This window comes from Kitasatospora purpeofusca (genome assembly GCF_042691725.1).
In the GTDB taxonomy this organism is placed as follows: domain Bacteria; phylum Actinomycetota; class Actinomycetes; order Streptomycetales; family Streptomycetaceae; genus Kitasatospora; species Kitasatospora purpeofusca_B.
This window is the reverse complement of record NZ_CP170483.1, coordinates 1,473,236-1,495,037: the sequence shown is the minus strand read 5'-3', so window position 1 is coordinate 1,495,037 and position 21,802 is coordinate 1,473,236. Positions and strand designations below refer to the sequence as shown.

At 75.0% G+C, this 21,802-nt stretch carries 20 protein-coding genes; 11 read left to right on the top strand and 9 right to left on the bottom strand.

Annotation, left to right across the window (positions count from 1 at the left end):
- Positions 1-28: 28 nt before the first annotated feature.
- Both ACFCLZ_RS05770 and ACFCLZ_RS05765 read right to left on the bottom strand, forming a co-directional pair.
- The gene (locus ACFCLZ_RS05770; RefSeq protein WP_380283609.1) at positions 29-691 is read right to left on the bottom strand and encodes an NTP transferase domain-containing protein; all 663 of its coding nucleotides are present in this window, start codon (positions 689-691) and stop codon (positions 29-31) included.
- 111 nt (positions 692-802) lie between these two features.
- Positions 803-1,792 (bottom strand): acyltransferase domain-containing protein, encoded by a 990-nt coding sequence (locus ACFCLZ_RS05765; RefSeq protein WP_380283608.1) that lies wholly within the window; start codon positions 1,790-1,792, stop codon positions 803-805.
- A gap of 125 nt (positions 1,793-1,917) precedes the next feature.
- Between ACFCLZ_RS05765 and ACFCLZ_RS05760 the strand changes: the two genes are divergently transcribed.
- From ACFCLZ_RS05760 to ACFCLZ_RS05750, 3 genes are all read left to right on the top strand, one after another.
- The gene (locus tag ACFCLZ_RS05760) at positions 1,918-2,862 is read left to right on the top strand and encodes a DUF6081 family protein (protein WP_380283607.1); all 945 of its coding nucleotides are present in this window, start codon (positions 1,918-1,920) and stop codon (positions 2,860-2,862) included.
- 80 nt (positions 2,863-2,942) lie between these two features.
- Positions 2,943-3,830: a nitroreductase/quinone reductase family protein gene (locus ACFCLZ_RS05755; protein WP_380283606.1), complete on the top strand. Its 888-nt coding sequence runs from the start codon at positions 2,943-2,945 to the stop codon at positions 3,828-3,830.
- A 47-nt stretch (positions 3,831-3,877) separates the two neighbouring features.
- Positions 3,878-4,945, top strand: a complete 1,068-nt coding sequence (locus ACFCLZ_RS05750; protein WP_380283605.1) for an aldo/keto reductase — start codon at positions 3,878-3,880, stop codon at positions 4,943-4,945.
- 156 nt (positions 4,946-5,101) lie between these two features.
- Here ACFCLZ_RS05750 and ACFCLZ_RS05745 read toward each other — a convergent pair whose 3' ends face one another.
- Positions 5,102-6,181, bottom strand: a complete 1,080-nt coding sequence (locus ACFCLZ_RS05745; protein WP_380283604.1) for a DUF6081 family protein — start codon at positions 6,179-6,181, stop codon at positions 5,102-5,104.
- Positions 6,182-6,377: 196 nt separating this feature from the next.
- Here ACFCLZ_RS05745 and ACFCLZ_RS05740 point away from each other — a divergent pair, with 196 nt between their 5' ends.
- The 3 genes from ACFCLZ_RS05740 to ACFCLZ_RS05730 are packed head-to-tail and all read left to right on the top strand — an operon-like array spanning position 6,378 to position 9,039.
- Entirely contained in the window at positions 6,378-7,313 is a 936-nt protein-coding gene (locus ACFCLZ_RS05740; RefSeq protein WP_380283602.1) for a pseudouridine-5'-phosphate glycosidase, read from the top strand.
- A complete protein-coding gene (locus ACFCLZ_RS05735; RefSeq protein WP_380283600.1) occupies positions 7,310-8,011 on the top strand; it encodes an HAD family hydrolase in 702 nt (233 codons plus the stop codon). Before ACFCLZ_RS05740 ends, ACFCLZ_RS05735 begins: the two co-directional genes overlap by 4 nt.
- Positions 8,008-9,039, top strand: a complete 1,032-nt coding sequence (locus ACFCLZ_RS05730) for a DUF6081 family protein (RefSeq protein ID WP_380283599.1) — start codon at positions 8,008-8,010, stop codon at positions 9,037-9,039. Before ACFCLZ_RS05735 ends, ACFCLZ_RS05730 begins: the two co-directional genes overlap by 4 nt.
- Positions 9,040-9,108: 69 nt before the next feature.
- Here the strand turns inward: ACFCLZ_RS05730 and ACFCLZ_RS05725 are convergent, their stop codons facing one another.
- Positions 9,109-10,212, bottom strand: coding sequence for a hydrolase (locus ACFCLZ_RS05725; RefSeq protein WP_380283597.1), 1,104 nt, complete (start codon positions 10,210-10,212; stop codon positions 9,109-9,111).
- Between the two features lie 453 nt (positions 10,213-10,665).
- Positions 10,666-12,147 (bottom strand): MFS transporter, encoded by a 1,482-nt coding sequence (locus ACFCLZ_RS05720; RefSeq protein ID WP_380283596.1) that lies wholly within the window; start codon positions 12,145-12,147, stop codon positions 10,666-10,668.
- A gap of 78 nt (positions 12,148-12,225) precedes the next feature.
- Between ACFCLZ_RS05720 and ACFCLZ_RS05715 the strand changes: the two genes are divergently transcribed.
- From ACFCLZ_RS05715 to ACFCLZ_RS05705, 3 genes are all read left to right on the top strand, one after another.
- Positions 12,226-12,717 carry a MarR family winged helix-turn-helix transcriptional regulator gene (locus ACFCLZ_RS05715; RefSeq protein WP_380283595.1) on the top strand — a complete coding sequence of 164 codons (492 nt, stop codon included), beginning with the start codon at positions 12,226-12,228 and terminating at the stop codon, positions 12,715-12,717.
- A gap of 177 nt (positions 12,718-12,894) precedes the next feature.
- The gene (locus tag ACFCLZ_RS05710) at positions 12,895-13,779 is read left to right on the top strand and encodes an SDR family NAD(P)-dependent oxidoreductase (RefSeq protein ID WP_380283594.1); all 885 of its coding nucleotides are present in this window, start codon (positions 12,895-12,897) and stop codon (positions 13,777-13,779) included.
- Positions 13,780-13,840: 61 nt separating this feature from the next.
- On the top strand, positions 13,841-14,311 hold the full coding sequence (locus tag ACFCLZ_RS05705) for a nuclear transport factor 2 family protein (protein ID WP_380283593.1): 471 nt from the start codon (positions 13,841-13,843) through the stop codon (positions 14,309-14,311).
- Between the two features lie 80 nt (positions 14,312-14,391).
- Here ACFCLZ_RS05705 and ACFCLZ_RS05700 read toward each other — a convergent pair whose 3' ends face one another.
- From ACFCLZ_RS05700 to ACFCLZ_RS05690, 3 genes are all read right to left on the bottom strand, one after another.
- The gene (locus tag ACFCLZ_RS05700) at positions 14,392-15,336 is read right to left on the bottom strand and encodes a 3-hydroxyacyl-CoA dehydrogenase NAD-binding domain-containing protein (protein ID WP_380283592.1); all 945 of its coding nucleotides are present in this window, start codon (positions 15,334-15,336) and stop codon (positions 14,392-14,394) included.
- Complete coding sequence (locus ACFCLZ_RS05695; protein ID WP_376079910.1) at positions 15,333-16,154, bottom strand: BTAD domain-containing putative transcriptional regulator; 822 nt, start codon at positions 16,152-16,154, stop codon at positions 15,333-15,335. The genes ACFCLZ_RS05700 and ACFCLZ_RS05695 overlap by 4 nt, the downstream gene beginning before the upstream one ends.
- A gap of 118 nt (positions 16,155-16,272) precedes the next feature.
- Entirely contained in the window at positions 16,273-16,878 is a 606-nt protein-coding gene (locus ACFCLZ_RS05690) for a DNA-binding response regulator (protein WP_380283590.1), read from the bottom strand.
- 152 nt (positions 16,879-17,030) lie between these two features.
- Between ACFCLZ_RS05690 and ACFCLZ_RS05685 the strand changes: the two genes are divergently transcribed.
- Both ACFCLZ_RS05685 and ACFCLZ_RS05680 read left to right on the top strand, forming a co-directional pair.
- Positions 17,031-18,023, top strand: coding sequence for a beta-ketoacyl-ACP synthase 3 (locus ACFCLZ_RS05685; RefSeq protein ID WP_380286088.1), 993 nt, complete (start codon positions 17,031-17,033; stop codon positions 18,021-18,023).
- Positions 18,020-18,508: a flavin reductase family protein gene (locus ACFCLZ_RS05680; protein ID WP_380283589.1), complete on the top strand. Its 489-nt coding sequence runs from the start codon at positions 18,020-18,022 to the stop codon at positions 18,506-18,508. Before ACFCLZ_RS05685 ends, ACFCLZ_RS05680 begins: the two co-directional genes overlap by 4 nt.
- Here ACFCLZ_RS05680 and carB read toward each other — a convergent pair.
- Positions 18,472-21,792: a carbamoyl-phosphate synthase large subunit gene (gene carB / locus ACFCLZ_RS05675; protein ID WP_380283588.1), complete on the bottom strand. Its 3,321-nt coding sequence runs from the start codon at positions 21,790-21,792 to the stop codon at positions 18,472-18,474. The genes ACFCLZ_RS05680 and carB overlap by 37 nt on opposite strands.
- Positions 21,793-21,802: the final 10 nt, after the last annotated feature.

Genomic DNA, 21,802 nt, shown 5'->3' with positions numbered 1-21,802 from the left:
CGCGTGCCCGGGGCGCGGTGGCGGTGCGTCAGACCGGTGCACCCGTGCGGCGGGCGCGGGCGGCCGGCGGGCGGACCCAGGTGTCGAGGACGGCGGCGGAGAACAGCCCCAGCCCCCGGGCGCGGGCCCGGGCGAGGTCGGCCGGGGTGTCGACGTCCAGCCGCAGACCGGGTCCGGCGGCCAGCGCCGGCTCCCCGGCGCCGGCCGCCCGGGCGAAGGACGGGACCAGCTCGGCGGCCCGCAGCGCGGTCACCGCGGTGGTGCCGGCGCCGGTGTGGTCGGCGACCCGGGCCCGGCGGTGGCGCCGCGCCCGCGCCAGCAGCTCGGCCAGCTCCTCGGGCCGCAGGGTGGGCAGGTCGGAGGCGAGCACGGCCACCGGGCTGTCCGGGGCGAGCGTGGCGGCCCCCGCCAGGGCGGCCGCGTCCGGCCCGGCGTGCCGTCCCTCGGGCGCCGCCGCCGCGCCCAGTGTGTGCGCCTGCCGGGCGGCCAGCGGGTCGTCGGTCACCACCAGGACCAGCCCGACCCCGGGCGTGGCCCGTACGGCCCGCAGGGTGTCCAGGAAGAACGCGTGCGCCAGCTCGGCATGGTGACGTCCGCTGTGCCGGGCCAGCCGCTGCTTCGCCACCCCGAAGGGCCGCACCGGCAGCACCACCGACCAGAGCACGCTCTCCCGATACGGCTCAGCTGTCATACCCCCCACCCTCCGGCCCCGCTCTGGAGCCCCCCTCCACCCCCGCTGGAGCACCGGTCGCCGGCCCGGCTCCGGACGCGGGCCCCCGGCCCGGGCTCGGGCGGTCCGGGCTCAGGCGGTCCGGGGCACCTGGGCGAGGGCGGCGTGGAAGGCGGTGAGGTCGGCGGGGGTGCCGGTGCGCAGGGGGGCGGCGAGGAGGGGGGCGATGACGGTGGCGCCGGAGCGGACGGCGGGGTGGTGACGGGCGGGGGTGGAGAGGCTGCGGTCGGGGCTGGCGTCCAGCAGGAGCAGACCGGGGCTGGTGCCGGAGCGGTCGAGCAGGGCGGACAGCGCGGGCCACCAGCGGACCGGGAGCGCGAGTTGGCCGGCCCAGAACCGCGGGTCGCGGGCCTCCTCGGGGCGGACCTCGGCGGCGGTGCACGCGGAGAGCACGGGGGTGCGCGGCGGCTGCGGGCCGAGTCCGGCGAGCGCGGTGCCGAAGCGGTGGGCGGTGGAGGCCAGGGCGGGGGAGTGGAAGGCGTGGGCGGAGCGCAGGGCGCGGACGGTGCGGCCGGCCGCGCGCAGCCGCTCAGCGGTGGCGCCGAGGGCGGCGGACGGGCCGGCGAGGACGGTCTGCCGGGGGCCGTTGACGGCCGCGAGGGCGACGCCGGGGCCGAGCCGGGGCGGCAGGTCGGCGGGGGCCGCGGCGACGGCGAGCATGCCGCCGCGGGTGCCCGGGCCGAGGTCGCCGCTGCGGGCGTCGACGAGGACGGACAGCCGGTCGGCGGGGAAGACGTCGGCGAGGGCCGCGGCGGCCAGCTCGCCGACGCTGTGCCCGAGCAGCAGCGCGGGCCGGCCGGCGGCGGCCTCGACGGCCCGGCCGAGCGCGTGGCCGACGGCCAGCAGCAGCGGCTGGGCGGTCGCGGCGTCGTCCATGGCCGGGTCGGGGGCGGGCCGCAGCCAGGCCCGCCGCAGCTGCTCGCCGCGGGCGCCGAGGGCGGCGAACGACCGGTCCAGGTGCTCGGTGAAGACCGGTTCGCCGCCGTACAGGCCGGCGGCCATGCGTTCGCGTTGGGCGCCCTGGCCGGGCAGCAGCAGCACGGTCCGGCGGTGCTCGGTCATGGTCGTCTCCGGTGGGTCGTCGGCCGTCGGCCGCTGGTCGTCGTCGGGAGCGTGCGGGGGGCGCCTTGACCCGGGGTGGACCGGGACTCAAGCCAGAATCCTGGCCCCGCCGCGAGGGTGACGGTGTGACGGATGTGCTCTTCCACGACGACTTCCGCGCCGGGTTCGACACCGGGGCGCTCTGGCAGGCCGGCGGTGACGGGGTCGCCGCGGCCTCGGCGGACGGCCTGGCGGTGCGCTCCTCGGGCACCGACCGGGCCACCGGCGAGCCGGTCTTCACGGCCACCCGCGCCCCGGACGCGCCCGGCGGTGGCCGCGGCGACCACCTGAAGTGGACGGCCCTGGTGCGGCACACCGCCCGTTCCGCGCTGCCGGGGTTCGACCTGCCGGCCGGGGGCGCGCTGACGGTCGGGGCGGTGCTGGCGGCGCGCTTCCCGGGCACCGGGGGGCACCCGTTCGGCGCGGCGGTGGCCGACCCGGCGGCGGACCTTCGGCTGGCGGCGGCGGGCCTGGTGGTTCTCGACCCGGTGAGCCGGACGGTCTTCGACTTCCTGCTCACCGACACCCGGGTGTACGCGCTGTACGAGTGCCTGCCGCCGCCGCCCGGCGCCGATCCGCACGCCCCGCGTCCCGCCGCGTTCAGCCACGCCGTGCCGGTGGCCGAGCGGACGCCCGGGTCCTGGCACCACTGCGCCGTCCGGGTGGATCGTTCCGGCAGCCGGGTGACCTGGCTGCTGGACGGCGCCGAGGTGCTCGCGGTGGACCGGATCGGCCACCGGCTGCCGGGGCGCCGGCACCTGCTGCTGGACCACGGTGGCGAGCCGGGCGAGCCGGTGCGGCTGGGCGGGGCGGCCGCCGGGCTCGCGGTTCTGACGCTGCTGGACGGTGCGGGCCCGGACGGGCGCGGGCTGGTGCGGCTGGACGCCGAGCCCGGCTTCTACGCCGACGTGCGGGCCGGCGCCCCGGTGGCGCAGGCCTTCGTCGACGAGCACAGCCGCCCGGAGAGCCGACTGTTCGGGGCCGGAGCCGAGTTGAGGGTGCGTGAGCTGACGGTGCGCGGGAACGCGTGACGGCGCGGCCGGGTGTTGACAGGCAGCGACGGCCCCGTTAGCTTACCTTTGCTTTCAAAGCAAACGATGGGAGTGCCCTCATGAGCTGGAACGAACGGATCATCAAGGAGTTCCGGGAGAACAACGGGAAGGTGGGGGGCATGTTCGAAGGCGCCCCGATGGTGGTGCTCACCACCGCCGGCCGCCGTACGGGCAAGCCGCACACCAACCCCGCGATCTACCTGCGCGACGGCGGACGCTACCTGGTGTTCGCCTCCAACCTCGGCAACCCGGAGCACCCCGACTGGTTCCACAACCTGGTCGCCTCGCCCCAGGTCACCCTGGAGATCGGCACCGACGAGGGGCGCGTGAAGCCCTTCGCCACCCGCGCCGTCGTCCTGGAGGGCGAGGAGCGCGACCGGCTGTACGAGCTGCAGAGCACCATCAGCCCGGCCTTCCGCGAGTACCAGGAGAAGACCACCCGGGTCATCCCGGTGGTCGCCCTGCACCCGCTGGACCTCTCCACCGACAACGAGCGCAACAAGATGATCGGCCGTCAGCTGATCATCCACCACAACGAGCTGCGCACCGAGCTCGCCGAGCTCCGCGCCGCCGTCGAGGCCGCGCTCGACGGCGGGGGTGCCGACCGTCCGGCCGCCGACCTGACCCGGCAACTGCACCGCCGCTGCCTCACGTTCTGCTACGGACTGCAGATGCACCACACCCGCGAGGACGGCTCCTTCACCGCCTTCGAGCAGCAGTTCCCGCACCTCGCGCCCGCCATCACCCGGCTGCGCGAGGAGCACAAGGTGGTCGAGCAGGCGCTCGCCCGCCTGGAGGAGGTGCTGGAGCGCGCTCTCGCGGCCGAGGGCGGCGACGTCGCCGAACTCCGGGCGGAGCTCGACCGGGCGATCAACGGCCTGGAGGAGCACTTCGCCTACGAGGAGGAGCACCTGCTCCCGGCGCTGGACGTGCCCCGTCCATCCTGACCGGGCCCCGGGCTGGCCGGGGCCCCCGAACCACGGAGCGTGCTGACATGCGCTACACGCTGCTCGGCAAGTCGGGCCTGAGGGTCTCCGAACTCGCCCTCGGCACCATGACCTTCGGCACCGACTGGAAACTGCCCCCCGAGGTCCCCGGCCGCCTGCTCGACCTGTACGCCGATGCCGGCGGAAACCTGATCGACACCGCCAACGAGTACGGCAACGGCACCGCCGAGTCGCTGCTCGGCGAACTCCTCGCCGGTCGCCGCGACCGTTTCGTGCTGACCACCAAGTACACGATGCAGACCCGGCCGGGGGACCTCAACTCGGCCGGCAACCACCGCAAGAACCTCGTCACCTCGCTGGAGGCGAGCCTGCGCCGGCTGCGCACCGACCACCTGGACCTGCTCTGGGTGCACGCCCGGGACACCCTGACCCCGGTGCCCGAGGTGATGCGCGCCCTGGAGGACGTCGTCCGCGCCGGGAAGGTGCTCCACATCGGTGTCTCCGACTGGCCCGCCTGGGAGGTCGCCCAGGCCAACACCCTCGCCGAACTGCGCGGCTGGTCCGCCTTCGTCGGCCTCCAGCTGCACTACAACCTCCTCGACCGCACCGCCGAGCGCGAACTCCTGCCGATGGCGCACACCTTCGACCTCCCGGTGCTCGCCTGGGGGCCGCTGGCCGACGGCCGGCTCACCGGGAAGTACCTGACCGGCGGCACCGGGCGGCTGGACACCGTCGCCTGGGGCCGGGCCCGCGGCGAGGGCGACGACGTCGTCCGCGAGGTGCTCGCCGTCGCCGAGGCGGTCGGCCGCCCGCCCGCGCAGGTCGCGCTGGCCTGGCTGCGCTCGCGCCCCGGCACGGTGATCCCGCTGGTCGGCGCCACCTCCGAGGAGCAGTTGCGGCAGAACCTCGCCGCCGCCGAACTGACCCTCGACGGCGAGCAACTGGCCGCGCTGGAGCGGGTCAGCGCGGTGCCGGCCGGATTCCCGCACGCCTTCCTGCGCTTCCCCGCGATGGTCCGGCTGATCTACGGCGACCAGTGGGAACTCGTCGACGACCGGCGCACCACGGTCCGCCGCGCCGTCGCCGACGACCTCTACGGCAGCGCCGCGCGCTGACACCGCACACCGGCCGACGGCCGGGGCCCGCCGGTACCTCCCGGCGGGCCCCGGCCGTCCGCGTGCCCGCACACCGTCGAGGACGCGCGGAAGGGGCCGCGGACCAGGAGGTCCGCGGCCCCTTCCGGCCGCCGCCGTCGGCTACTTCACGTCCCGCTACTTCACGTACCGCATGTCGAACGAGCGCACGTTCAGCGTCACGCCCTGGCCCCAGAGCCGGTTGCGCTCCAGGCTGCTGTCGTCCAGGAAGCTCTGCTGGGCCGGCGCGCCCTGCGACGGCTTGTAGTAGAAGTCCTCCGCCCTGTCGAGGCGGACCAGGCCGCGCTTGTCCCGGTCCTTCACGCCGCCGCCGCCGTCCAGCAGGTTGCCGGTACCCAGGCCGCACTGCACCGAGGTCGCCCGGACCTGCTCCGGCGTGCCGCCGTGGTCCAGCCGCAGGTACTTGCGGTCGAAGGCCGGCGTGCCGATCCGGTCGGTGGACAGCACGTCCTTGCCGTTCACCAGCCAGGTGACCCGCTGTCCGCCCTGGTCGAACTTGATCTCCAGGGTGTCGGTCCGGCCCGGGGTGCGCTTGGCGACCGGGACGGAGAAGTGGTACGCGGCGTACGTGCTGCCGGGGATCGGCAGCCGCTCGTACACCGCGTGGATCTCGCCGTTGGTGACCGTCAGGTTGGCCACCGTGTGGGTGGTGTGGTCGACCGAGATCAGCGTCGCGCTGGCCAGCCGCGGATCGGTCTGCGGGTCGGCGACCGTGCTGCCGAACGGATGGTGGTCGACGTAGTCGGCCTGGACGGACAGCTTGCTGGAGCAGACCAGCGCGCCGGTGTCCGGGACCGGCACACCGTTGGCGGAGGAACGCCGCGGCTGCGCCACCCACTTGAGGTGGTCACCGGTGCCGCCGCCGAAGCCGGTCGCGTTCTGGTCGGTCGTCGCGGCGAAGGCCGGCCGGCCGGTCACCGGGTTGGTGCCGGTCGGCACCACGGTGATGCCGCGGCGCCCCGCGGTGATCACGCCGTCGCCCTGCGGCAGCGTCTGGCCGGTCGCGGTCTTCGACGAACCCAGCTGCCAGGTCTGGGTGGTGTCGAAGCCGCCGCGGAACTCGTCGTGGAAGAGGACCTGACCGGACCGCCGGTCGGCGGTGTCCGCGCCGGTGTCCGCGACGGCGGTCCCGCCGGCCCCGGCCACGCTGGCCACGGTCATCGCGACGCCGATCGCCGCCTTCACTTTCCCGTTCATCGCGTCTCCCTGCGCATCGGATCACTGAGCACCGAGGAACGGCCGAGAGGGCCGCGGGCGGTGCGCCGCACACTCTGTCCACGCCCGCTCGAGTACCGGTCGAACCGCCCCCTCCACGCCCGCTCGACCACTGCTCCAGCCGCCCCGGCCAGGCTGCGGACACCCACGATGACCAGCCCTGCCCAGAAAGGAGGCGATGGCCGTGGACCAGCTCCTCGCCATCACCGAGGAAGTCGGCACCGCCCTGGCCGAGCGGCGGCCGGTGGTCGCGCTCGAGTCCTCGCTCATCACCAACGCGCCGTCCGTCGACGCCGCCCTCGCCATCGAGAAGGCGGTCCGGGACGGCGGCGCCGTGCCCGCCACCATCGGCATCCTCGACGGCCGGCTGCTCGTCGGCATCGACGCCGACCAGATCGAGCGGCTGCGCACCACCCCCGGCGTGCCCAAGGTCAGCGCCCGGGACATCGGCCCGGTGCTGGCCGGCGGCGGCGCCGGCGCCACCACGGTGGCCGGCACCATCGTGATCGCCGAACGGGCGGGAATCCCGGTCTTCGCCACCGCCGGGATCGGCGGCGTGCACCGCCGCGCGCAGCAGACCTTCGACATCTCGCCGGACCTGCTCCAGTTCACCCGCACCCGGATCACCGTCGTCTGCGGCGGCGCCAAGAGCATCCTGGACGCCCGGCTCACCGCCGAGTACCTGGAGACCGCCGGCGTGCCGGTGCTCGGCTACGGCACCGACCGGCTGCCCGCCTTCTACGCGCGCGCCACCGACGTTCCGGTCCACCGGGTGGACGACGTCCGCCAGGCCGCGCGCACCGTCCGGGCGCACTGGGAGGTCAACGGCGGCGGCACGGTCCTGCTCACCACGCCGGTGGCGGAGGAGGACGCGCTGGACGCGGTCGTGGTGGAGACCGCGATCGAGCGGGCGCTCGCCGAGGCGGACGCCGCCGGGGTCAGCGGCAACGCCGTCAGCCCGTTCCTGATGAAGGCGGTCTCCCGGGCCACCGAGGGCCGCACCGCGAAGGCCGGCCGCTCCCTGCTGCTGAGCACCGCCACGCTGGCCGGCGAGCTGTCGGTCGCGCTCTCCGCCCTGGCCGGGGCCGGGTGGCCGGCGGGGGAGCAGGCATGACGGGCGGCGCGCCGGCCGGCGTCCTGTTCGACCTCGACGGCACCCTCGCCGACACCCCGGGGGCCATCACCACCCTGCTCACCGCCGTCCTGGCCGAACGCGGGGTGCGCCCCGACCCGGACGAGCTGCGCGCGACCGTCGGCCTGCCGCTGGAGCCCAGCCTCGCCCGGCTGCTCGGCCGGCCGGCCGACGGCCCCGAGGTGGCCGGGGCCGCCGCCGACTACCAGGCCCGCTTCCGCGCCCACCTGACGGGCGCCGGCGCCGCCCTCTGCTACCCGGGCGTGCCCGAGGGCCTGCGCCGGCTCACCGCGGCCGGGCTGCGGCTCGCGGTCGCCACCTCCAAGCCGCGCGGCGCCGCCGAGAAGATCCTCGCCCTGATGGGCGCCGCCGACGCCTTCACCGTGGTGGCCGGCCACGACAGCGTCGACCACGGCAAGCCGCACCCGGCGATGGCCCGGTACGCCGCCGAGCGCCTCGGCCTGCCGGCCGGCTCCTGCGTGGTGGTCGGCGACGGCGTCGCCGACGTCGGCATGGGCCGCGCCGCCGGCATGCGTGTCATCGGCGTCTCGTACGGCGCGGCGACCGCCGCCGAACTGACCGCCGCCGGAGCGGACCCGGTCGTCGGCTCCTTCGCCGAGGTCGTCGACCTCCTGCTCGTCCCGGCCGCACCGACCGCCCGACCCGAGGAGCCGCGATGAACCCGCCCGCCCGTACCCCGGACACCGCAGCGACCGACACCCCCGCGGCCGGCTCCGCCGTGCTCTTCCGGGACGACTTCCGGGACGGCCTGTCCGCCACCGGGCCGGACGCCCGTTGGCGCTTCGTCCGGGCCACGCCCGAGCTGGTCGCCGACGACGCCGACCTCACCGTCACCGAGGACGGCCTGCACCTGGCCTCCCGGGGCCGCCACCCGGAGACCGGCGAGCCCGCCTACACCCGGACGGTGCCCAGCGAGCGCGGACAGGCCGGGGTGGTGCCCGGCTTCGCCGACCACGCCAAGTGGATCGCCTACGTCAACCGCACCGCCGCCTCCGGCTTCCAGGGCTTCGACGCCGTCCCCGGCCGGGTGCTGTCCGTCTCCGCCACCGTCTCCGGCCGCACCTACGGCACCGCCGGCCACCCGTTCGGCGACGCCGTCCACGACCCCGAGGACGACCTGCGGCTGGCCGGCGCCATGCTGAACACCATCGACCCGGAGACCTCGGTCGCCTTCGACTTCATCCTGACCAACCGGCGGCTGTACGCCTTCTACGGGCGGACCAACTTCGCCCGCCGCCTGCTCGGCCGGTACGGCTCCTTCGCCTGCACCGTGCCGCTGCTCGACCGCACCCCGGGCGACCGCCACCGGGTGCGGATCTCCTACGACCGCGCCGCCGGCGTGGTCCGCTGGCTGCTGGAGGACGAGGAGGTGCTGCGGGTGGACCGGATCGGCCTGCCGCTCGCCCGCGAGACGCTCACCCTCGACGAGGGCGGCGAGCTGACGGTGGTCGAGCCGCGCCAGCTCAGCTTCGGGATGGGCATGCTGAGCCTGCTGGACGGCTCCTGGCCCACCGGACGCGGCCTGGTCCGGCTCTCCCGGGCGACCACCTACTTCCGCCCCGACGCCGGCGAGCCGCACGAGCAGGCCTTCGTCGACGAGGAGAGCCTGGAGAGCAGCCGGCTCTTCGGCCAGGGCGCCGAGCTGAGCATCGGCGGCTACACCGTCACCGACGAACCGGCCGGCTGACCGGCCGCCGGCCGGCGGCGGAAGGGGCTGCGGGCATCGGCCCGCAGCCCCTTCCACGCGCCCGGGGGGTCAGTCCGCCCGGCGTCCGGCGAGCTCGGCGGCCGCGAACCGGTGCGCAGCCGGCTCCCACTGCAGGACGGCGTGGGTGGCACCGGTGGTGGCGTCCCGCCAGAACCGCTGGAAGGGCGCCTCCTCCTGCAGCGCACCGGTCCCGGCCGTCCCCGCCAGCCCGTTCACCGCGGCCAGCAGCAACTCCGTGGCGGCCGCCTGGTCGCGCTGCGCCCGGGCGCCGTGCCACTCGCCCCGGACGCCCCGGTCGGCGTCCCCGGCGGCCCGGTCCAGCAGCAGCGCGGCGGCGTCGGTGGTGGCGGCGGCCCGTGCGAGCGCGGACTCGGCCGTCGCCGAGGGCTTGCGGCGGGTCGCGGCGGCGCCGTACGCGTCGAGCGCGCCCCGGACCGCGCCCAGCACCGGACCGGCGAAGGTCAGCCCGCTGACGTCGCGCAGCGCGACGGTGAGCGGCGCGGGCGCCGCGTCGGCGGGCCGGCCGGCCAGCAGCTCACCGGTCGTGAAGGTGTGCCCGGCGGGGACGTGCACCGGGTCCAGGACCAGTGTGTGGCTGCCGGTCCCGCGCATGCCGAGGGTCCGCCAGGTCTCCTCGACCCGGTAGGCGGAGCGGGGCACCAGCAGGAACCGCGCCTCCCGCTCGTCCGGACCGCCGCCGGGCACCGGCACGAGGCAGGCGAGCAGCGCGGCGTCGGAGGAGTCGATGCCGCTGACGTAGGACCAGCGGCCGCCGAGCCGCCAGCCGCCGTCCTCGGCGACGGCCGTTCCGGCGGGCACCAGCGCCCCGGCCACCAGCGCGTCCGGGCCGTCCGCCCACAGGGCGCGGCGGCCCTCCTCGGGCAGGAACCCGGCCATCCGGCCGAGGGTCGCGGCGATCGACGCGCACCAGGCGGCCGACGGGTCGTGCCGGGCGAGTTCGGCGACAGCGTCGAGGCAGGTGCCGAAGCCGCCCTCGTCGCCGCCCCACGCGGCGGGGACGAAGTGCCGGGCGAACCCGGCGTCCCGGACGGCCTCGGCGACCTCGGGGACCAGCCGGTACTCGCGCTCGGCGCGCTGCGCGTGCGCCGAGGCCAGCCGGCACACCTCGGTCAGGTCGGAATGTTCCTTCACGGCGGCACTTCCCTCCGGGGAGACGGTGGTGACGGTGGAGAAGCGCAGCCTCCCGTCCCCCGGTGGAGACCCACTGGACCTCCGGTCGTGCCCGCCCGCCCCGGCGACCACGGGAGGGGCCCGCCGACCGCTGCCCGACACGTCGACGCGGCGGAGCGGTGGCCGGGTGGTGCGGTGACCCGCCGGTGCCGGGTGTGGGCCGCCCTCGGCCGCCCGGCCGGTGGGCCGGTCTCCGGCGCCCGGTGCGGCCGGGGGCAGGCCCGGGGCGCCGGAGCGGCCTCGGGTGTGGTCGCCGGGGAGCCTGCGGACGGCCGCTCGCAGGCTCCGGTGCGGCGAGGGCGCGGGTCCCGGCCGGCCGCACCGGGCGCCGGTGGAGGGGCCGGGACGGTCGGCCCCTCCACCGCCACCCGTGCGGTGCGGCCCGCGGGTGGTCCGGTCGGCCGTGGGCCGCCGTCAGGCCTGGGCGGCGCCGGCGTCGGCCGGCTCCTGGGGGGTCTGCTGCTGCGGGGGGCGGGCGGCCATGAACACCAGCCGGCCTCCGGGGAGGATCATCGCGGCCGGGGCGGCCAGCAGGTAGAGGCCGACGACGACCAGCAGGCCGGTCGCGGCGGAGCGGATCGGCGGGTGCCCGCCGTCCAGCAGGCCGAAGTAGACCGTGCCGAGCAGCGCCACGCCGGAGGCGGTGCCGATCTGGATGGCCGTGTTGACCAGCCCGGCGGCGGCGCCGACGTGGTGGCCCGGAGTCTTCGCCAGGACGGTGGCGATCAGCACGCCCGAGGCCATCGACATGCCGACGCCGCCGACCAGCAGACCCGGGATCAGCTGCCAGGAGTGCAGCCCGGTGCCGTAGCGGACCACCGCGAGCGTGGTGAGGCCCATGCCGAGGGCGAGCACCAGGCAGCCGACCACCGCGAGCGGCCGGCCGAGCTGGCGCAGCTTGGTGGCGAAGGGCGAGAAGAGGCCGACGCCGACGGCGGCCGGCACCATGGTGAGCGCGGTGTGCAGCGGGGAGAAGCCGACGGTGCTCTGCAGGTGGACGGTCAGGATCACCGGGTACGCGGCTCCGGCGAAGAACAGCACGGCGACCGAGAGCCCGCCGAGGGCGGCCCGCTGGCGCAGCAGCGCCGGGTCGATCAGCGCGGTGTGGCCGCGGGCGACGACCGCGCGCTCGTAGCGGCCGAAGAACCAGAGCAGGACCGGGCAGCCGGCCATGACGACGAAGGTCCACCACGGCCAGTCCAGGGTGCGGCCCTCGACCAGCGGGTAGAGCAGGGCGAGCACGGCGGCGGTGGCGAGGACCAGGCCGCGCACGTCGGTGGTGGAGGCGTGCTCGGAGCGGGAGTCGCGGCAGAGCAGCACGGTGCCGATCAGCGCGGCGATGCCGACCGGCACGTTGACGAAGAAGATCGGCCGCCAGCTGAGGCCGAACAGGTCGGCGTCGAGCAGCAGGCCGCCGAGCAGCGGGGCGCCGACGCCGCCGATCGAGAAGGTCAGGCCGTAGACGGTGGCGGCGCGCTGCTGCTCGACGGGCGGGAACTCGACCCGGAGCATGGCGAGCACCTGCGGCACCATCAGGGCGGCGCAGGCGCCCTGGAGGATCCGGACGGCGACCAGCATCTCCGGGTTGACGGAGAGCCCGGTGACCAGCGAGGTCAGGGTGAAGGCGATCAGCCCGGCCTGGAAGACCTTCAGCCGGCCGTAGCGGTCGCCGAGGCGGGAGGCGGTGATCATGCCGGAGGCGAAGGCGAGGGTGTAGCCGGCCATGGCCCATTCGAGCTGGGTCGAGGAGGCGTGCAACTCGCGGCGGAGCGTGGGTAAGGCGACCTGGAGGACCGTTCCGTCGATCAGATCCATCACGGTGGCCGCCATGGTGACCACCAGGGCGGCCCAGCGGCGGGGGTTGTACTGCTCGGATGCGGGCCGGGGCACGGGCATGGGACGCCCCTTCCGGTACTCTGAGGGAGCGGACAGAGACTTTGCTTTGAAAGCAAAGTTATGAGGAGGGGTGGAGGGATGTCAACGGAACACGCGTCCGAGGCCGGGCCCGGGCACGGCCTGAGCACGGACGAGGCGATCCGCGCGATGCTGCTCCTCATGCCGAGGGTGGCGGCGCGGCTGAAGCGCACGCCGGTGCCCGAGCGGCTGCGCTCGGCGAACCTGGCGCCCCGTCACCTGTCGATGCTGTCCTATCTGGTGTTCGACGGGCCGATGCCGGTGAACCAGCTGGCGGCGCGGCTGGAGGTGGCTCCGACGACGGTGAGCCTGATGGTCAGCGATCTCAGCCGGCAGGGGGTGGTGGAGCGCAAGGAGGACCCGGGCGACCGCCGGCGCACCATCGTCACCATCACGGAGGAGCCGGAGACCAGGGCGGCGATCGAGGGCTGGCTGGCCAACGGCGCGGCCGCCTGGCGCCGTGCCTTCGAGCCGCTCGCGCCGGAGGAGCGCACCCTGTTCGTCCGCACCATCGAGGCCTACGAGAACGGCGCCTCCCGTCCCCGCGACTGACCCGCCCGGCGACTGACCCGCCCGGCGACTGACCCGCTCCCGCGGCCCGACCGGACTGTGCGACCGACCCGGCGCCCGTGTCCCGGCCGAGCCCCGCTGGAGCGTTCTTCGAGCCGCCCGCGCTTCGCTGGTCCACGGGCGGCACCGCGCCGCCCGCACGGACCCGCGGGAGGCGGCATGCCGACGAAAGTGCTGGTGACCGGAGCCACCGGAGCGGTCGGGAGCCACCTGGCCCGCCGACTGCTCAAGGACGGCGCGCAGGTGCGCGCCCTGGTCCGCGACCCGGCCCGGGCCGCCGCCCTGCTGCCCGCCGGGATCCACCTCGCCCAGGGCGACCTGACCGACCCGACGGCCGTGCGCGCCGCGCTCGACGGCGTCGAGCAGGCCTTCGTGCTGCTGGCCGAGGACGCCGGTGCCGCCGTCGCCGAGGCGCTGCACGACGCGGCCGGCCGCGGCCCGCAGCGCCTGGTGCTGCTCTCCGCCGCCGCGCCCCCCGCGCCCGCCGACCCGGCCGCGGACAACCCGCTGTTCCGCAAGCACCGGCAGGGCGAGGCCGTCCTCGCGGCCACCGGCCGGCCGGTCACGGTGCTGCGGCCGGGACCGTTCGCCTCGCTCGCCCGGCAGTGGATCCCCGCCGTGCGCGGGGCGGGCGTGATCGGCGCCGTGCACCCGGACCTCGCCCTGCCGGTGATCGACCCCCGGGACATCGCCGACGTGGCCGCCGCCGTCCTGCTCGGGGCCGACGCCGGACCGGGGCCGCTGGTGCTCTCCGGGCCGCAGGCGCTGGACACCCCGGAACGGGTGCGGATCCTCGCCGAGGTGACCGGCCGTCCGCTGACCGTCCGCCGGCTGAGCGCCGAGGCCTGGGTGCGGCTGGTCGGCGCGCGGCTGCCGGAGGCCTACGCCCGGGCGCTGCTCGGCGTCGAGGAGTACCTGCGCCGGGTGCCGCCGCCGCTGGTCGCCACCGTCGAGGAGATCACCGGCCGGCCGGCCCGGACGTTCCGCGGCTGGGTCGAGGACCACGCGGCGGAGTTCCTCCAGACCGGCTCCAGGGCGGGTTGAGCCGCCCCGGCGAGGGTGGCCGGGACCGTCCGCGAGGCCGTTCCGACCGAGGAGGAAGCCGGTGCCGAGCACCACGACCACCACTCCCGCCACCCCCGTGGCCAACCCGGCCCTGACCGGGCTCTACGCCGAGGTGCAGTTGTTCTACGCCCGCCAGATGCAGCACCTGGACGCCGTGCGCGCCGAGCCGTTCGCCGCGACCTTCGCGGCCGACGGCGTCTTCGACCACTCGCCGGACGCGCCCGCCGTCCGCGGCCGGGAGGCGATCGCCGCCGAGGTCCGCTCCTACAACGAGCGGCGGTTCGCCCAGGACCCGGTGCAGCGCCGGCACTGGTTCAACATGCTCGACGTGCGCGAGCAGCCCGACGGCAGCGTGCACACCGAGTTCTACGCCCTGGTGCTGACCACCCGGCCCGGGCAGTTCCAGCCGGTCGTCGCACCCGCCTGCGTCGTGCGGGACGTCCTGGTCCGCGAGGACGGCGAACTGCGCACCCTGGAGCGCCGGGTGACCCAGGACCACGCGTCCTTCTGAGCGGGCCGGCGCCCCACGACGGGGAGGGGTCCCGGCCACCGCGGCCGGGACCCCTCCCCGTTCCGGGACGCCGGTCGGCGTCACGGCGTCCGGGCCCGCGCCGCCGCCGCGATCACCGCGTTCTGCCCCCGGTCGCGCCGGGCGGCCAGCTCCTGGTACGGCACCGCCCCGAACGACGCGTCGGCCTGGGCCAACAGGGTGTCGATCGTCTCCCGGTCCACCGGCGGCGAGCCGAGCAGCTCCCAGCTGCGTTCGAGACCGCTGCCCAGGTGCTCCAGCCAGTGCCGCAGCCCGCCCGGACCGCCGCCGAGGTGGAAGGCGTGGAAGGGTCCCACCACCGCCCACCGGGACCCGATCGAGGCGGTCACCACCTCGTCCAGCTCGTCCACCGTGACCACGCCCTCGCGCACCAGGTGGATGCTCTCCCGCAGCAGCGCCGACTGCAGCCGGTTCGCCACGAAGCCGGGCACCGCGCGGCGCAGCACGACCGGCGTCTTGCCCAGCCGGCGGTAGAACTCCACCGCCGCCTCCACGGTTTCCGGCGCGGCGTCCCGGCCGGCCACCACCTCGACCAGCGGCACGATGTGCGGCGGGTTGAACGGATGGCCGACCACCACCCGGCCGGGGGTGTCGAGCCCGGCCCCCAGGTCGTCCGGCAGCAGGGTCGAGGTCGAGGAGAGCAGCAGGGCGTCCGGCGCGGCCGCGGCCGCCTCGGCGAACAGCCGCTGCTTGAGCGGCAGGTCCTCCGGAGCGTTCTCCTGCACCACGTCGACGCCCGCCACCGCGCTCGCCAGGTCGGGGGCGAACACCAGCCGGGACGCCAGCTCGGCCGGATCGGCGGGCCCTTCGGGCAGCGAGGCCGCGTAGAGCGGCAGCGCCGCCGTCACGTGCTCCCGGGCGTCGGCGCGGGTGCTGCTGATCCGCACCTCCAGCCCGCGGGCGGCGAACAGGGCGATCCAGCCGAGTGCGATCGTGCCGGTGCCGATCACGGCCGCGCTGCGGTAGGTCCTCGGACGGGTGGTCACCGCGACACCTCCAGGGCGAATTCGGGCAGTTCGGGAAGGTCGGCCCGGAGTGGGCCGGGGGAGCCGCCGAGGACCAGCTGGTGCAGCCGCTGCACCCGGCGGGAGGGCTCCACCCCCAGCTCGCCGACCAGCGCGCCGCGCAGCCGCTGGTACGTCTCCAGGGCGCGCCAGGTGTGGCCGGAGCGGTAGTAGGCGATCATCAGCTGGGCCGAGAAGTTCTCGTGCAGAGGATGCCGGGCCGTCAGCATCCGCAGTTCGCCGAGGATTTCGGCGTGCCGGCCGAGTTGCAGGTCCGCCTCCACCCGCAGCTCGACGGTCCGGGTGCGGGCCTCGTCCATGCCCAGGACCTCGGTCTCCAGGACCGGCCCCACCGGGACGTCGGCCAGCGCCGGGCCGCGCCACAGCCGCAGCGCGCGGCCGAGGGCGTCGGAGGCCCGGCGGGCGTCCCCGGCGTCCAGCGCCGCGCTGCCCTCGGCGGTCAGCCGCTGGAAGGTCCGCAGGTCGGAGTCGTGCACCGCGCCGGTCAGCTGGTAGCCGCCGAGCCGGGTGGCCAGTACCTCCTTGGCCGTCTGAGGGGCGCCGGCCGGCAGCGCGGCCGCGATCCGGCGGCGCAGTTGCAGGACGTAGGTCTGCAGCGTCGTCTGGGCGCTGCGCGGTATCCGCGCCCCCCACGCCTCCTCCATCAGCGTGGGAACCTGGACTATTCGGCCCGCCCGCAGCGCGAGCAGCGCGAGTAATTGTCGTGGTTTTCCGGCACTCGGAACGATGAAGTTTCCGTCGATTCGTATTTCCAGCGGCCCCAGAACACTGATGTCCATACGTGTGCCTCCATGGAAATGTCTGTTTCCTGGAGTATTGCATGAGGAGTTCCGGAGGGCCTAGTGATGATCTCACGCGCGGACCGTGAATTTCTCATGCCCGGGCCGTCCGCGGCCGTCAGATCATGCCTGCCTCCCGGGCGATACGGACGGCGTCGATCCGGTTGCGGGCGTCGAGCTTCTGGACGATCGCCGTCAGGTAGTTGCGCACCGTCCCCGCCGACAGGTGCAGCTGCTGGGCGATCTGGCGCACGTCGTCGCCCTCGGCGGCCAGCCGCAGCACCTCGACCTCGCGCGGGGTGAGCAGGCCGTCCGTCGGCAGCGAGAAGCTCAGCGCGAGCTGCGGGTCGACCACCCGCTCACCGGCCATCACCCGGCGCACCGCGGAGACCAGTTCGCTCGGCGGCGCGTCCTTCAGCAGCACCCCGGCGATCGGCAGCGACAGCGCCCGCCGCAGCACGGTGGGATGGCTCAGGCTGGTGAGCAGCAGGACCCGGCAGCCGGGCACCCGGGCCCAGAGCCGCTCGGCGGCGTCCAGGCCGTCCAGGCCCGGCAGGTTGATGTCCAGGACCGCCAGGTCGGGTCGGGACTCCAGCGCGGCCGGCACCACTTCGTCGCCGCTGCCCACCTCCGCGACCACCGTGACGTCCGGCTCCAGTTCGAGCAGCGCCACCAGTGCACCGCGTACCATCCTTACGTCTTCGGCGATGAGCAGTCGTATCACCGAGTCCCCCTTCCCCGTTCGCGTCCGCCCGTCCGCCGGACCCCGCGTCCGTCGAATTGTACGGCTGCCCAGCGAGGCTCAAGGGCTTTTCCAGGGCGGATTGTGAGGATCGCCTCGCCCGGTAGTGGACGGCGAAATGGAGAACCGAAGTGGTGTACGCGCGGAAACGGCCAATACGCGTCGCCGGCACCGGACACAGCGAAATACTGGGAGTCGGCGGTTACCGGCCCCGCCGACGCGTCGACAATGCCGAGCTGTGCCGGAGCATCGACTCCACCCCGGAGTGGATCGAGACCCGCAGCGGCATCCGCCGGCGCGGCTTCGCGGGACCGGACGAGACCCTGCCGATGATGGCCGCCGAGGCCGCCGCACGGGCCCTGGAACGGGCCGGGGCACGCGCCGCGGACGTCGACCTGGTGCTGGTGGCCAGCATGTCCCACCTGGTCCAGACCCCCGCGCTGGCCGCCGTGGTGGCGCACCGGCTGGGCGCCGACCGCGCCGCCGCCTTCGACCTCTCGGCCGCCTGCGCGGGCTTCTGCCACGCCCTCGCGGTCGCCTCCGACACGGTCCGGACCGGGGGAGCCCGCCGGGTGCTGGTGATCGGGGCCGAGCGGATGACCGACATCGTCGAGCCGACCGACCGCACCAGCGCCCTGCTCTTCGCCGACGGCGCCGGCGCCGTGCTGGTCGGCCCCGCCGACCGGCCCGGGATCGGCCCGGTGGTGCGCCGCTCCGACGGCGCCTACGCCGAGGCCCTGCGGATGACCGCGCCGTGGGCCGGCGAGGAGCGGCCCTGGATGCGGATGGACGGCCGCCGGGTGTTCCGCTGGGCGATGGAGGAGGTCGCTCCCGCCGCGCTGGCGGCCCTGGACGCCGCCGGCCAGGTTGTGGCGGACCTCGGCGCCTTCGTTCCGCACCAGGCCAACCTCCGGATGACCGAACTGATGGTCGAACGCCTCGGCCTGACGCCCGCCACCGCCGTCGCCCGCGACGTCGTCGAGACCGGCAACACCTCCGCCGCGTCGATCCCGCTCGCCCTGGAGACCCTGCTCACCGAGGGCGCGGCGGCGAGCGGGGACACCGCGTTGCTGGTCGGCTTCGGCGCCGGCCTCAACTACGCGGCCCAGACGGTGGTGCTGCCGTGAACGGCCGTACGGTGACCCGCGACGACCTGCGCTCGGCGATGGCCCGCACCGCCGCGGGCGTGGTGGTGGTCACCGCCCGGGGGAGCGACGGCACCCCGCAGGGGCTCACCGCGACCTCGTTCTGCTCGGTCTCCCTGGAGCCGGCCCTGGTGCTGGTCTGCGTGGCCGAGACGGCCGGGGCCCACAAGGCGCTCGCCGGCTGCGAGGAGTTCGCGGTGAGCGTGCTGCGCCGCGAGCAGTCCGCCGTGGCCACCCGGTTCGCCACCGGCGGGGCCGAGAAGTTCCACCCGGCGGACACCGAGCTGACGCCCCGGGACCTGCCCGCCGTGGCGGGCGCCCTCTGCCAGCTCGACTGCGTGGTCCACGCCCGGCACCCGGCGGGCGACCATCTGATCCTGGTCGGCGAGGTCACCGCCGTCCGGCTCGCGGACGGCGGTGACCCGCTGGTCTACGCCGGCCGGTCGTACCGGACCCTCAGCTCCTGAAGCGGTGTCACCGTCGTGGCGGTGGCCGACTGGAGGGCGTCGATGCCCTGGACGGCGGCGCCCATGGCCTGAACGGTGGTCAGGCAGGGCACGGCGCGGGCGACGGCGGCGGTGCGGATCAGGTAGCCGTCCCCGCTCCGCCCCGCCGGACCGGCCGCACTCCGGCCGGTGACGACGACCAGGTCGACCTCACCGTCGTGGATCAGCCGGTCGACGGTCCGCTCGCCGTTCGGGCCCTCGCCCTCGCCGGGCCGGCGCACCACGGTGACCGGCGCGCCGGCCCGCCGCAGCATCTCGGCGGTGCCGGCGGTGGCCAGCAGTTCGAAGCCGAGTCCGGCGAGGGCGAGCGCCGGCAGGACGGCGTCCCGCTTGTCGCGGTCGGCCACGGACAGCACGGCCCGGCCCTTGGCGGGCAGCGGCAGCTGGGCCGCGGTCTGGGATTTGGCGTAGGCGGTGCCGAAGACGCGGTCGAGGCCCATGACTTCGCCGGTGGAGCGCATTTCGGGGCCGAGGACGGTGTCGACGCCGCGGCCGTGGACGTCGCGGAAGCGGCTCCAGGGCATCACGGCCTCCTTGACCGCGATCGGGGCGTCGGCGGGCAGGGTGCCGCCGTCGCCGTCGGCCGGGAGCAGGCCCTCGGCGCGCAGTTCGGCGATGGTGGCGCCCAGCGAGATCCGGGCGGCGGCCTTCGCGAGCGGTACCGCGGTCGCCTTGGAGGTGAACGGCACGGTCCGTGAGGCCCGCGGGTTCGCCTCCAGGACGTACAGGATGTCACCGGACAGGGCGAACTGGATGTTGATCAGACCGCGCACGCCGACGCCGCGGGCGATGGCCTCGGTGGAGGTGCGCAGCCGCTTGATGTCGTGGCCGCCGAGGGTGATGGGGGGCAGGGCGCAGGCGGAGTCGCCGGAGTGGATGCCGGCTTCCTCGATGTGTTCCATGACGCCGCCGAGGTAGAGCTCGGTGCCGTCGTAGAGGGCGTCGACGTCGATCTCGACGGCGTCGTCGAGGAAGCGGTCGATGAGGACGGGGTGTTCGGAGATCAGGCCGGCGTGGCGTTCGAGGTAGGAGGCGAGGGAGGCCTCGTCGTAGACGATCTCCATGCCGCGTCCGCCCAGGACGTAGGAGGGGCGGGCGAGGACGGGGTAGCCGATCTCGTCGGCGATGGCCTTGGCGTCGGTGAAGGAGAACGCGGTGCCGTGCTTGGGGGCGGGCAGGCCGGCGTCGCGCAGGACGCGGCCGAAGGCGCCGCGTTCCTCGGCGAGGTCGATGGCCTCGGGCTGGGTGCCGACGATCGGCACGCCGTTGTCCTTGAGGGCCTGGGCCAGGCCGAGCGGGGTCTGGCCGCCGAGCTGGACGATCACGCCGGCCAGCGGGCCGGCCTGCCGCTCGGCGTGGACGATCTCCAGGACGTCCTCCAGGGTGAGCGGCTCGAAGTAGAGCCGGTCGGAGGTGTCGTAGTCGGTGGAGACGGTCTCCGGGTTGCAGTTGACCATCACGGTCTCGTAGCCGGCGTCGGCGAGCGCGAAGGAGGCGTGCACGCAGGAGTAGTCGAACTCGATGCCCTGGCCGATGCGGTTGGGGCCGGAGCCGAGGATGATCACCGCGGGCCTGGTGCGCGGGGCGACCTCGTTCTCCTCGTCGTAGGAGGAGTAGAAGTACGGGGTGTGCGCGGCGAACTCGGCCGCGCAGGTGTCGACGGTCTTGAAGACCGGGCGGATGCCGAGCGCGTGCCGCACCTCGCGCACCACGTCCGCCTTCAGCCCGCGGATCTCCCCGACCTGCTGGTCGGAGAAGCCGTGGCGCTTGGCGTGCCGCAGCAGCTGCGGCGTCAGCTTCTCCGACCGTGCCAGCTCGCCTGCGATCTCGTCGAGGAGGAACAGCTGGTCGACGAACCACGGGTCGATCCTGGTGGCCTCGAACACCTCCTCGGGGGTGGCGCCGGCGCGGATCGCCTCCATGACGGTGTTGATCCGCCCGTCCGTGGGCACCACCGCGCGGGCCAGCAGCTCCGCCTTGTCGCCGACCGTGCCGGCCCAGGTGAACTGGGAGCCCTTCTTCTCCAGCGAGCGCAGCGCCTTCTGCAGCGCCTCGGGGAAGTTGCGGCCCAGGGCCATCGCCTCGCCGACCGACTTCATGGTGGTCGTCAGCGTGGCGTCCGCGGAGGGGAACTTCTCGAACGCGAACCGCGGGACCTTGACGACCACGTAGTCCAGGGTCGGCTCGAAGGACGCCGGGGTCTGCTCGGTGATGTCGTTGGGGATCTCGTCGAGGGTGTAGCCGACGGCGAGCTTCGCGGCGATCTTCGCGATCGGGAAGCCGGTGGCCTTCGACGCCAGCGCCGAGGAGCGGGACACCCGCGGGTTCATCTCGATGACGATGACCCGGCCGTCGTCGGGGTTGACCGCGAACTGGATGTTGCAGCCGCCGGTGTCGACGCCGACCTCGCGGATCACGGCGATGCCGATGTCGCGCAGGATCTGGTACTCGCGGTCGGTGAGCGTCATCGCCGGGGCGACGGTGATCGAGTCACCGGTGTGCACGCCCATCGGGTCGAAGTTCTCGATCGAGCAGACGACCACGACGTTGTCGTTGCGGTCGCGCATCAGCTCCAGCTCGTACTCCTTCCAGCCGAGGATCGACTCCTCCAGGAGCACCTCGGTGGTCGGCGACAGCGTCAGGCCCTGGCCCGCGATGCGGCGCAGGTCCTCCTCGTCGTGCGCGAACCCCGAGCCGGCGCCGCCCATCGTGAACGACGGGCGCACCACCACCGGGTAGCCGCCCAGGGTGTCCACCCCGGCCAGCACCTCGTCCATGGTGTGGCAGATCACCGAACGCGCGGACTCGCCGTGGCCGATCTTCGCGTTGACGGCCTCGACCACGCCCTTGAACAGCTCGCGGTCCTCGCCCTTGTTGATCGCCTCGACGTCCGCGCCGATCAGCTCGACGCCGTACTTCTCCAGCGTCCCGGCCCCGTGCAGCGAGATCGCGGTGTTCAGCGCGGTCTGCCCGCCCAGCGTCGGCAGCAGCGCGTCCGGCCGCTCCTTCGCGATGATCTTCTCGACGAACTCCGGGGTGATCGGCTCCACATAGGTCGCGTCCGCGATCTCCGGGTCCGTCATGATCGTCGCCGGGTTCGAGTTCACCAGCACGACCCGCAGGCCCTCGGCCTTCAGAACCCGACACGCCTGCGTGCCCGAATAGTCGAACTCGGCAGCCTGACCGATCACGATCGGACCGGAACCGATCACCAGAACGGACTTGATGTCAGTGCGCTTAGGCACGCCGGCCCTC

Coding starts and splice junctions, on each gene's coding strand:
- ACFCLZ_RS05770 (WP_380283609.1), bottom strand. CDS start 691: ATGACAGCTGAGCCGTATCGGGAGAGCGTGCTCTGGTCGGTGGTGCTG.
- ACFCLZ_RS05765 (WP_380283608.1), bottom strand. CDS start 1,792: ATGACCGAGCACCGCCGGACCGTGCTGCTGCTGCCCGGCCAGGGCGCC.
- ACFCLZ_RS05755 (WP_380283606.1), top strand. CDS start 2,943: ATGAGCTGGAACGAACGGATCATCAAGGAGTTCCGGGAGAACAACGGG.
- ACFCLZ_RS05750 (WP_380283605.1), top strand. CDS start 3,878: ATGCGCTACACGCTGCTCGGCAAGTCGGGCCTGAGGGTCTCCGAACTC.
- ACFCLZ_RS05745 (WP_380283604.1), bottom strand. CDS start 6,181: ATGAACGGGAAAGTGAAGGCGGCGATCGGCGTCGCGATGACCGTGGCC.
- ACFCLZ_RS05740 (WP_380283602.1), top strand. CDS start 6,378: ATGGCCGTGGACCAGCTCCTCGCCATCACCGAGGAAGTCGGCACCGCC.
- ACFCLZ_RS05735 (WP_380283600.1), top strand. CDS start 7,310: ATGACGGGCGGCGCGCCGGCCGGCGTCCTGTTCGACCTCGACGGCACC.
- ACFCLZ_RS05730 (WP_380283599.1), top strand. CDS start 8,008: ATGAACCCGCCCGCCCGTACCCCGGACACCGCAGCGACCGACACCCCC.
- ACFCLZ_RS05720 (WP_380283596.1), bottom strand. CDS start 12,147: ATGCCCGTGCCCCGGCCCGCATCCGAGCAGTACAACCCCCGCCGCTGG.
- ACFCLZ_RS05715 (WP_380283595.1), top strand. CDS start 12,226: ATGTCAACGGAACACGCGTCCGAGGCCGGGCCCGGGCACGGCCTGAGC.
- ACFCLZ_RS05710 (WP_380283594.1), top strand. CDS start 12,895: ATGCCGACGAAAGTGCTGGTGACCGGAGCCACCGGAGCGGTCGGGAGC.
- ACFCLZ_RS05695 (WP_376079910.1), bottom strand. CDS start 16,154: ATGGACATCAGTGTTCTGGGGCCGCTGGAAATACGAATCGACGGAAAC.